Annotated in this window: 8 protein-coding genes; 7 read left to right on the top strand and 1 reads right to left on the bottom strand. The window is 69.4% G+C overall.

Annotation, left to right across the window (positions count from 1 at the left end; translation table 11 throughout):
• Positions 1 to 71: 71 nt before the first annotated feature.
• Together ACPW96_RS19260 and ACPW96_RS19255 are read left to right on the top strand one after the other, a co-directional pair.
• Positions 72 to 989 (top strand): carbohydrate ABC transporter permease, encoded by a 918-nt coding sequence (locus ACPW96_RS19260; RefSeq protein ID WP_425885025.1) that lies wholly within the window; start codon positions 72 to 74, stop codon positions 987 to 989.
• Positions 986 to 1,894: a carbohydrate ABC transporter permease gene (locus tag ACPW96_RS19255; RefSeq protein WP_425885023.1), complete on the top strand. Its 909-nt coding sequence runs from the start codon at positions 986 to 988 to the stop codon at positions 1,892 to 1,894. The genes ACPW96_RS19260 and ACPW96_RS19255 overlap by 4 nt, the downstream gene beginning before the upstream one ends.
• A 72-nt stretch (positions 1,895 to 1,966) precedes the next feature.
• Here ACPW96_RS19255 and ACPW96_RS19250 read toward each other — a convergent pair whose 3' ends face one another.
• Positions 1,967 to 2,830, bottom strand: coding sequence for a nucleotidyltransferase domain-containing protein (locus tag ACPW96_RS19250; RefSeq protein WP_425885021.1), 864 nt, complete (start codon positions 2,828 to 2,830; stop codon positions 1,967 to 1,969).
• A gap of 176 nt (positions 2,831 to 3,006) precedes the next feature.
• On the opposite strand from ACPW96_RS19250, the gene ACPW96_RS19245 reads away from it, so the two are divergent.
• From ACPW96_RS19245 to ACPW96_RS19225, 5 genes are all read left to right on the top strand, one after another.
• Positions 3,007 to 3,432: an L-rhamnose mutarotase gene (locus ACPW96_RS19245; protein WP_425885020.1), complete on the top strand. Its 426-nt coding sequence runs from the start codon at positions 3,007 to 3,009 to the stop codon at positions 3,430 to 3,432.
• Entirely contained in the window at positions 3,429 to 4,595 is a 1,167-nt protein-coding gene (rhaI, locus tag ACPW96_RS19240) for an L-rhamnose isomerase (protein WP_425885019.1), read from the top strand. Before ACPW96_RS19245 ends, rhaI begins: the two co-directional genes overlap by 4 nt.
• A gap of 5 nt (positions 4,596 to 4,600) precedes the next feature.
• Entirely contained in the window at positions 4,601 to 5,536 is a 936-nt protein-coding gene (locus ACPW96_RS19235) for an alpha/beta hydrolase (protein ID WP_425885018.1), read from the top strand.
• A complete protein-coding gene (locus ACPW96_RS19230; RefSeq protein ID WP_425885016.1) occupies positions 5,533 to 7,587 on the top strand; it encodes a bifunctional aldolase/short-chain dehydrogenase in 2,055 nt (684 codons plus the stop codon). The genes ACPW96_RS19235 and ACPW96_RS19230 overlap by 4 nt, the downstream gene beginning before the upstream one ends.
• Positions 7,588 to 7,801: 214 nt before the next feature.
• Positions 7,802 to 9,259 (top strand): rhamnulokinase, encoded by a 1,458-nt coding sequence (locus ACPW96_RS19225; RefSeq protein WP_425885015.1) that lies wholly within the window; start codon positions 7,802 to 7,804, stop codon positions 9,257 to 9,259.
• Positions 9,260 to 9,263: the final 4 nt, after the last annotated feature.

Here is a 9,263-nt window from a genome sequence, read left to right as displayed (position 1 = left end):
GCGCGGGGCGGGCGGGGGCCCGCCGCGGCCCCCACCCCTCATCCAGAAGCAGGCACATCGATGGAGATGACATGACCACACTCGCAGCGCCGCCGAGCGCCCCCGCGAAAGCCACCCCCGCCAAGCGTCGCAGTATGAAGAGCCCGTATCCCCTCTGGTTCTACATCCCTTCGGGCGTCCTTTACGTGGTGCTGTTCGCGGTCCCCACCTTCGCCTCGTTCTACTTCTCGCTCACCCGATGGACGCTGTTCGACGCCACCTTCATCGGGTTCGACAACTTCGTGACGTTCTTCACGGAGCCGATGATGTTCCAGAGCCTCATCAACACCTTCATCTACGGGTTCCTGACCTCCGGGCTCAAGGTGGTGCTGGGCCTCGCTCTCGCCGTGCTCCTGACGGGTGCCATCCTCGGCCGGGGCTACCTGCGCTCCACGATCTTCTTCCCCGTGCTGGTCTCCACGATCGGCATCGGCGTCACCTTCAAGGTGCTGATGGACCCGTTCGACGGACTCATCAACAAGTCGCTCGCAGTCTTCGGCATCGACGGCCCGAACTGGCTCACCGACCCCGCGCTCGCGCTCTACTCCGTCGCCCTCGTCGACGTGTGGAAGGGCGTGGGGATCGCCACCCTCATCTACATCGCCGGCATCGTCGCCATTCCGCAGGAGTACTACGAGGCGGCGAAGGTCGACGGCGCCGGGTCGTGGAAGAACTTCTGGCACATCACGCTGCCGCTCGTCCGGCCCGCCACGGCCACGGTCATCCTGCTCTCGCTCATCGGCGGTCTCCGCTACTTCGAGCTCATCTGGGCCATGACCCGCGGTGGTCCCGGCTTTTCGAGCGACGTCGTCGCCTCGGTGATCTACAAGCAGTACCAGGCCGGCTTCTACGGCCTGTCGACGGCGGGGAACGTCATCCTCTTCCTCGTCGTGACAGCGATCGTCCTCCCGATCCAGTACCTCCTCACCCGTCGGCAGGTGGAATCATGACGCTCACACGCACGATCACCACCGCCGACTCGCACGGGCGCACTCTGCGCGCGGATCGCCGGCCTCTGACGCTCCAGCGATTCCTGAGGAAGTACCTCCTCGGCATCATCGCGATCCTGGTGTCGATCGTCGTCTTCATCGTGCCGTTCGCGTTCATCTTCCTCACCGCCGCGAAGAACCCGGCCGAAGCGGCGCTGTTCGAGTTCTCCCTCCCCCAGCAGGGCTGGATGCTCTGGGAGAACCTCGTCACCGTGCTGGAGACCCGCGACTACATCCTCGTCCGCGCGTTCGTCAACAGCACGATCCTGACCATCGTCAGCGTCATTCTCATGGTCGTGTTCGCGGCCATGGTCGGCTACGTGCTCCAGCGCCGGAAGTTGCGCTGGAATCACCTGATCAACTTCTTCGTCCTCGCCGGACTCATCGTCCCCCCGGCCGTCGTGCCCACCATCTGGGTCATGCAGGGCCTCGGCATCTTCAAGACGCTGCCCGGCATGATCCTGATCGAGGCGACCTTCGGGCTCTCGTTCTGCATCCTGCTGTTCCGGGCGTTCGTCTCGACGATCCCCCGCGAGCTCGACGAAGCGGCGATCATCGACGGAGCCGGCCCCATGCGACTCTTCTTCCGGGTGGTGCTGCCGCTGCTCAAGCCGGTGGTCGTCACCGTCATCGTGGTGCAGGCGGTTGCGGTCTTCAACGACTTCACCGGACCGCTGTACTTCCTCCCGGGTGATGCGAACGCCACGGTCCAGCTCACGCTGTACAACTTCTCGAGTCAGAACCCCAGCCAATGGAACCTGCTGTTCATGGACATCCTGCTCATCACGATTCCGCCGCTGATCCTCTACATCTTCTTCAACCGCCAGATCGTCGCGGGCATGACCAGCGGTGCCGTCAAGGGGTGAGGCGTGCCGCAGATGCTTCCGGCATCCCGTGCAGGTCACCGCACGGGATGCCGGAGACCAGCCGTTGCCGGCTCAGTAGTACTCGGCCGGCACGCCGCCGCGCAGCCAGGCGAGCTCGTTGTCGCGGATGAAGGTCGACAGCGTGCGGTCGGCGTCGAGGCGGTCGCCGAGCCACTCTTCGACGAGGCGCATCAGGCGCTCGCCGGTGTCGAGACCGGGGCACGCCACCACGTCGTCCCAGGCCTCGAGGAACCCCTCCGGCGTGGGGACGCCGCGAAGCGTCCGACTGACGTACTTCGGTCCCTGCAGAAGCGTGCGGTCGGCGGCGAAGGCGGCTCTCGCGGCGGCGAGCGCGAGGTGCAGGGCGGCGTGGCGGAGCAGGAACTCGTCGCCGCGCTCCGCCGCCTGTCGCAGGAAGTAGCCGCCGTGCAGGCGGACCTGCGCGAGGTGCGAGCGCACCCGCTCCTCCCACTCGCCGTCGGGCAGACGCGTGATGCGGCCGATCAGGTCGTCGAGGTCGGGGGCGTCGACGCTCGATCCGTCGACGCTCGATTCGTCGACGCTCGATCCGTCGACGCTCGATTCGTCCACACGCGAAGCGTCCCTCCTCGCGTAGGCGACGCGGGCGCCGGCGAACGAGGCGCGGGTCGGGTCGTCGCCGTGCTCGGCGGCGGCCGCGAGGTAGCCCGGGCTGGAGAGTTTGATGTCGATGTAGGAGCCCGGGTAGTCCGCGTCGCGGCGTTCGATCCACGCGAGGCGGTTCTCGGCGGATGCCGCGGTGAAGCTCGCGTCGTCGACGACGAGGTAGACATCCACATCGCTCTCCGCCCGCTCGTCGCCGCGGGCCACCGAGCCGACCACGATCACGGCGAGCGTCGCCGGATGCTCTCTCACAGTGTCGATGTAGGCCGCCAGCGCGCGCTCCTGCTGCTCCATGGGCACTCCCCTTCGAGTACTGGGCCGATGCGGCCGCACTTACACCCTACGGTGAAACGTTACAATCCCCGACCCGCTTGTGAGGGATCCGGCTTGCCGGAAGGTCTCATGTGGCCTATTCTTGAAACGATTCATTTCCCCAGCGCCCCACCCCGAATCCCCAAGGAGCCCTCTCGATGACGAGCGAGAAAGCGCCCGAGCGCGTGTGCTTCGAACTGCGGGTGAAGCCGGAGCTGCTCGATGAGTACATCCGACGGCACACTCCGGTGCGGCCCGACATGCTGGCCGAGATCGCCGCCGCCGGACGACGCAACTACTCCCTCTTCCTCGGCGAGGGCGGCCGGCTCGTCGGCTACTACGAGACCGATGACGACGTCGCCGCGCAGGCCTACCTCGCGGCGTCGCCCCTCGCCGCGCGCTGGGAGGCCGAGATGGCCCCGTTCTTCGTGGGCCTGGACGGCCGCCCCGACCAGGCGGCGACCCCGCTCACCCCCATCTTCCAGCTCGAAGACCAGCTCGCCGCGGCCGGAGACCCGCTCGCAGCGAGTGAGCGCCGGCGAGACGACGACGCACCGACATCCACAGAAAGCGACGCACCGTGACCAGCCTTCCCGCACAGATCCTCCCCGCCCTCGAGGGCCAGGGCATCGAGCTCCCGTCGTGGGCGTTCGGCAACTCAGGCACCCGATTCAAGGTCTTCACGACACCGGGCACTCCTCGCGATCCGTTCGAGAAGATCGCGGATGCCGCTGAGGTGAACCGGGTCACGGCCCTCGCGCCGAGTGTCGCGCTGCACATCCCGTGGGACAAGGTGGACGACTACTCCGTGCTGCGCCGCCACGCCGAGGACCTCGGCGTCGCGCTCGGCACGATCAACTCCAACACCTTCCAGGACGACGACTACAAGTTCGGCGCCCTCACGCACGAAGACTCGGCCGTGCGCCGCAAGGCGATCGACCACCACCTCGAGTGCATCGACATCATGGACGCCACCGGGTCGCGCGACCTCAAGATCTGGCTCGCCGAGGGTTCCAATTACCCCGGCCAGGCCGACCTGCGCGGCCGCCAGGACCGCCTGCAGGAGTCGCTGCAGGAGATCTACGCCCGCCTGAGCGGTGAGCAGCGCCTCGTGCTCGAGTACAAGTTCTTCGAGCCGTCGTTCTACCACACCGACGTTCCCGACTGGGGCACGTCCTACGTGCAGGTGGCCGCCCTCGGCGAGCGCGCGATGGTCTGCCTCGACACCGGACACCACGCACCCGGCACCAACATCGAGTTCATCGTCATGCAGCTGCTGCGCCTCGGCAAGCTCGGCTCGTTCGACTTCAACTCCCGCTTCTACGCCGACGATGACCTCATCGTGGGCGCCGCGGACCCGTTCCAATTGTTCCGGATCCTCTTCGAGGTGATCCGCGGCGGCGGCCTGAACAACCCCGACGTGGCCTTCATGCTCGACCAGTGCCACAACGTCGAGAAGAAGATCCCCGGCCAGATCCGCTCGGTGCTCAATGTGCAGGAGATGACCGCGCGCGCCCTGCTCGTGGACGAGGAGGCGCTTCGCGCCGCCCAGGTGTCCGGCGACGTCCTCGCCGCCAACGCCGTGCTGATGGACGCGTTCTACACCGACGTGCGCCCCGGCCTCGCCGAATGGCGCGAGTCCCGCGGACTTCCGGCCGACCCGATGGCCGCGTTCGCGGCATCCGGCTACCAGGAGAAGATCGAGGCCGACCGCGTCGGCGGCGTCCAGGCCGGCTGGGGAGCGTAGCGACGATGAGCGAACCGTATGCCGCGGCCGAGGGCCTGGTGCGGGTCTATCCCGGGCGCACTCCCCTCGGCGCCGGTCTGGTCTGGGCGCACGGCGGCGGCTTCGCCGGCGGCGCGCTGGACATGCCCGAGGCGGACGCGGTGGCGCACGCCCTCACCGCACGGGGGATCACGGTCGTCTCGGTCGACTACCGCCTCGCGGGGGACGGATGCCGCTACCCGGCGCCGTCGGATGACGTACTGGCCGCCTGGTCCTGGACCGTGCAGAACGCCGCTCGCCTGCGCATCGATATCGCGCGCCTCGCCATCGGCGGCGCAAGCGCCGGGGCGAACCTCGTGACCGGCGCGGTCCTTCGCCTGCTCGACGGCGAAAGCCGGGCGGGCGAGAGCCGCGAGCTTCCCGCGGCCGTGGTGCTGGCCTACCCGACCCTGCACGCCGTGCAGCCCCCGACCCCGCCGGCGTTGCGCGCCGCGCTCGATGCCCGCCCGGATGCCGACCGCTTCGGCCCGGACAGCGTGCGGGAGATGTACGAGAACTTCGTCGGTCACCCTCTGCCGCGCGGCGACGAGGCACCGCTGCCCGCCGTGCCCGGCCTGGCCACGGCATCCGATCTGGCCGGCTTCCCGCCCACGTTCATGATCAATGGCGACGTCGACGAGCTTCGCGTCTCGGGCGAGGCCTTCGCCGCTACGCTCGCCGAGGCGGGCGTCGACGTGGAGGTGCTCACCGAGGCAGGCACCGAGCACGGCCACCTGAACCGCCCGCAGGAGCCTGGCTTCGAGGCATCCATCGACCGCATCGCGGGGCGGCTCGCTGCACTCGCGACATCCACCCCCGCGTCCACACACACCCCCGCGTCCACACCCACCCCCGTGTCCGCGCCCACCCCCGTGTCCGCACTCGGAGCAGGCGCACCACTCACCGAAGGATCCCTCTCATGACCACCCAGGCCGTCACCGACCTGATCGCGCGGTCCAACCGCCTCGGCGCCGATCCCCAGAACACGAACTACGCCGGCGGCAACACGTCGGCGAAGGGCTCGGAGACCGACCCCGTCACGGGCGAACCCGTCGAGCTGATGTGGGTGAAGGGCTCCGGCGGAGACCTCGGAACCCTCACCGAGTCCGGGCTCGCCGTGCTGCGTCTGGATCGCCTGCGCGCGCTCGTGGATGTCTACCCCGGCGTGGACCGCGAAGACGAGATGGTCGCGGCCTTCGACTACTGCCTGCACGGCAAGGGCGGCGCCGCGCCGTCGATCGACACCGCCATGCACGGCCTGGTCGACGCGGCGCACGTCGATCACCTGCACCCCGACTCCGGCATCGCGTTCGCGACCGCCAAGGACGGTGCGAAGCTGACCAAGAAGGCGTTCGGCGGCAAGGTCGTGTGGGTACCGTGGCGGCGCCCCGGCTTCCAGCTGGGCTTGGACATCGCGGCGATCAAGGCGAAGAACCCGGAGGCGATCGGCTGCATCCTCGGCGGCCACGGCATCACCGCGTGGGGCGCGACGAGCGAAGAGGCCGAGACCAACTCGCTCTGGATCATCGAGACCGCGCAGGCCTACCTCGACGCGAACGGCAAGAAGGAGCCCTTCGGCAAGGAGCGCAAGAAGTTCACGCCGCTGCCCGACGACGAGCGCCGCGCGAAGGCCGCCGCGCTGGCCCCCACGATCCGCAGCATCGCGTCGCACGACAAGCCCATGGTCGGCCACTACAACGACGACCCGCGAGTGCTCGAGTTCCTGGCTTCGGCGAATGCTCCGAAGCTGGCGGCGCTCGGCACGAGCTGTCCCGACCACTTCCTGCGCACGAAGGTCAAGCCGATGCTGCTCGACCTGCCGTCCGATGCGAGCGTCGAGAAGTCGATCGAACGCCTCGCCGAGCTGCACGAGGCGTACCGGGCCGACTACACGGCGTATTACGAGAAGCATGCTTCGACAGGCTCAGCAACCGAGCCGGACTCGCCCGCGATCCGGGGCGCCGACCCGCTGATCGTGCTGGTGCCGGGTGTCGGCATGTTCAGCTTCGGCGCGAACAAGCAGACCGCCCGTGTCGCCGGAGAGTTCTACCTCAACGCGATCAACGTCATGCGCGGCGCGGAGTCGATCTCGACGTACACGCCGATCAGCGATGCCGAGAAGTTCCGCATCGAGTACTGGGCGCTCGAAGAGGCGAAGCTGCAGCGGATGCCGAAGCCGAAGACCCACGCCGGGCGCATCGCGCTCGTCACCGGCGCGGCATCCGGAATCGGCAAGGCCATCGCGACCCGGCTCGCCGGGGAGGGCGCGTGCGTCGTCGTCGCCGACCTCGACCTCGAGAAGGCGCAGGCCGCGGCCGCGGAGCTCGGCGGCACGGATGTTGCGATCGGCATCGCCGCGAACGTGGCGGATGCCGCGGCGGTGCAGCGCGCGATCGACGACGCGGTGCTCGCCTTCGGCGGGCTCGACCTCGTCGTCAACAACGCCGGGCTCTCGCTGTCCAAGCCCCTGCTGGAGACCACGGAGGCGGACTGGGACCTGCAGCACGACGTCATGGCCAAGGGCTCGTTCCTCGTGTCCAAGGCCGCGGCCCGGGCCCTGATCGACCAGAAGCTCGGCGGCGACATCGTCTACATCTCGTCGAAGAACTCGGTCTTCGCAGGCCCGAACAACATCGCCTACTCGGCGACCAAGGCCGACCAGGCGCACCAGGTGCGGCTGCTGGCCGTCGAGCTCGGCGAGCACGGCGTGCGGGTCAACGGCATCAACCCGGACGGGGTCGTTCGCGGCTCGGGCATCTTCGCCTCCGGCTGGGGCGCGAACCGCGCCAAGACCTACGGGGTCGACGAGCAGGACCTCGGCAAGTTCTACGCGCAGCGCACGATCCTCAAGCGCGAGGTCCTGCCCGAGAGCGTCGCCAACGCCGTGATCGCCCTCACCGGCCCTGAGCTCCAGCTCACCACCGGGCTGCACATCCCGGTCGACTCGGGCGTCGCGGCCGCCTTCCTGCGATGAGCGGGGTCGAGGGGACGCCCCCCGAGCCGGCTCGAACCCCTGACCCTGCCGAAAGGACGCAATCCGCGGCCCCGGGACCCCTCGTGGCAGCACTTCGCGTTCCTTCGCGCACCTCCTCCCGCCGCGCTGCCGAAAGGACGCAATCCGCGGATTCGGGGGGTCGCCAGGCAGCAGTTTGCGTCCCTTCGCGCTCGGTGTCGGCGGGAGCCCGGGGATGAGCGACGGGCTGGGCGGACAGGGCGGGCGAGGCGGGCGCGGCGGGCGCGTCGCCGCGATCGACCTGGGCGCGACGAGCGGCCGGGTGATCGTGGGACGGGTCGGGCCCGGGATCCTCGAGACCGAGACGGTCGCGCGCTTTCCGAATGATCCGGTGCGGACGATCGACGGGCTGCACTGGAACATCCTGGGCCTGTACGGCGCGGCATCCGCGGGTCTCGCCGAGGCCTTCCGCCGCTACGACGACATCGGCAGCATCGGCATCGACTCGTGGGCCGTCGACTACGGACTGCTCCGCCGCGGTCAGCTGCTCGGCGTGCCGTTCCACTACCGCGACGACCGGAACGAGGCGGGCGTGCGGGCGGTGCACCGGCGGATGCCGCACACCGACCTGTACGCGCGCAACGGGCTGCAGTTCCTGCCGTTCAACACGATCTACCAGCTCGCGGCCGAGGCGGCGGGGCCGCTGCTCGAGGTCTCGGACACGATGCTGCTCGTGCCCGATCTGCTCGCATACTGGCTCACCGGTGAGGCCCGATTCGAGCGCACGAACGCCTCGACGACGGGTCTGATCGATGTCCGGACGGGCGAGGTGTCGCCCGAGCTCGTTGCGCTCACCGGCGCGGACGCCGGCATCCTGCCGACCCTCATCTCGCCGGGCGAGAGCTTCGGCACCCTGCTCGGCGACGTGCGCGGAGCACTCGGCGCGCCCGCGCACGTGCAGGTCACCGCTGTCGGCTCGCACGACACCGCATCGGCGGTCTTCGCCGTACCGATGGATCCGGCGCGCGCCGCCTACATCTCGTGCGGCACGTGGGGCCTCGTCGGACTCGAGCTGAACGACCCCGTGACGACCGAGGCCGCGCGCGAGGCCAACTTCACGAACGAGGGCGGCGTCGGCGGCACCGTTCGCTTCCTGCACAACGTGATGGGTCTGTGGCTGCTGAGCGAATCGATCCGGCACTGGGAGCGCGAGGGCGAGCGCATCGACCTGCCGACGCTGCTGCAGGCCGCCGGCGAGCTGCGCGACGAGGTCGCCGTGTTCGACGCCGACGACCCGGCGTTCCTGGCGCCGGGCGAGATGCCCGACCGCATCGCCGAGCACTGCCGCGCGCATGGGCTGCCGGTGCCGCGCACGCGCGTCGAGTTCGCGCGGAGCATCATCGAGAGCCTCGCGGACACCTTCGCGCGGTCGGTGCGCACGGCCGCCCAGCTCGCGGACCGCACGGTCGAGGTGGTGCACATCGTCGGCGGCGGATCGCTCAACACCCTGCTCTGCCAGCGCACCGCCGACCACCTCGGCCTGCCGGTGCTGGCGGGTCCGGTCGAGGCCACCGCCATCGGCAACCTGCTCGTGCAGGCGCGGGCGCAGCACCTCATCGAAGGCAACGCCGCCGAGCTCCGGGACCTCGTGGCCACGGTGCATCCGCCGACCCGGTACGAGCCGCGCGGCTGAGCGA

Source organism: Micromonospora sp. DT81.3, assembly GCF_049847225.1.
GTDB lineage: Bacteria > Actinomycetota > Actinomycetes > Actinomycetales > Microbacteriaceae > Microbacterium.
Note: the sequence above shows the minus strand (reverse complement) of the source record. Positions and strands in the feature narration are given on the sequence as shown.